The organism is Mesorhizobium sp. M7A.F.Ca.CA.002.05.1.1, assembly GCF_003998335.1.
GTDB lineage: Bacteria > Pseudomonadota > Alphaproteobacteria > Rhizobiales > Rhizobiaceae > Mesorhizobium.
Genome location: NZ_RZQI01001333.1, coordinates 1 through 1,104, shown reverse-complemented (window position 1 = coordinate 1,104; position 1,104 = coordinate 1). Strand labels below are relative to the sequence as shown.

At 62.2% G+C, this 1,104-nt stretch carries 1 protein-coding gene and 1 pseudogene; one reads left to right on the top strand and one right to left on the bottom strand.

Translation table 11 applies throughout. The annotated features are described in order from the left end of the window. Positions 1-200: pseudogene (locus tag EN939_RS35345) on the bottom strand (hypothetical protein); the annotation flags it as partial. A 507-nt stretch (positions 201-707) separates the two neighbouring features. On the opposite strand from EN939_RS35345, the gene EN939_RS35340 reads away from it, so the two are divergent. Then, positions 708-911 (top strand): hypothetical protein, encoded by a 204-nt coding sequence (locus EN939_RS35340; protein ID WP_127271958.1) that lies wholly within the window; start codon positions 708-710, stop codon positions 909-911. Positions 912-1,104: the final 193 nt, after the last annotated feature.

Below are 1,104 nucleotides of genomic sequence, written 5' to 3'. Positions count from 1 at the left end.
GCAAAGGGCTGGTCGACGAGCAGGGTCTTGGCCTGCGCGATCGACCCGGCGAAAAACAGCTCCTCCTGAGCATAGCCAAGGCCCCTCAGGATCGAGCGCAACCGCACCTGCATCATCGGCTCGTCCTCGACGACAAGCAGCGGGCTCGGCAGCAGTGCTTCCGATGGCAGGTCGATGACGGGATGTTCCTTGTACGACATGAACCTCGACGCGAATGGCGGCTTTCACCGATAGCAGCCGGGGCAGAAAACACCCAGGCGATCGTAACCAGTCTGCCATGGATCGCTTGCCGCCGACATAGCTGGGATCAGGTAGACAGGGCTACGAACTCGGGGTTAACGGGTGGGTTGGTCCGGAGCCCTCGCCGGCGCGTTGGCTGACGGAGCATCAGACGAAAAACCCGCCTGTGCGGCGGGTCTCTGGCGCCAATCAGCACCATGGACGGAAATGTACCTTAGCTGAGGGCACCGAGTCAAGAAAAAATTCCTATCGTGAAAAGCCACCGGCATAAAAGCCACGGCACAACAGCCGCCGGCAGCGCCGAACTGGCTGTCGTCAGGTCTTTTGTAAAACTGGGTTCGGAGCCCTGATCAGGTAGAGCGAGCCGGGCATGGGTCCGTTTGTAACAGGGGCCGTGTGGGAAACCCGCTTCGCGGCATCCAATGGTTGCCTTCGCGCCCGATGCTGCGGACGTTGGAGGAGAGACAATGCGTCAACATCTGCTGAACGGTTGGCTCGTGGCAGCCCTGGTCGCGACGACCTGCCTGCTCGGCGTGACCGCTTATGCGGAGGTGAAGGAAGACATCTCGCGCAGTGCCTGCACGCATGGGGAACAGGCTCCCGGCAAGCAGGGCGCACGGTGTGATAGCTGTGGCGCCGCGCGATGCGATGTCCGCGCATCAGGAGCCTGAGCGGCAGCCGTCAGGGGACGGCATGAGCGGCAATCCGCCAGCCAAAACGGCGCGTGCATTCGGGCAACGATCCGCGCAGCCGAGATAGAATTTCCGATCGGGCAAGCCGGATGTTGCGTGCGCGTCTGAATCCCTTGCAGCGCAAGGATTTCAGACGCGGGCGTCGTCGAATTTTTCGCGCGCCGCCTTGACG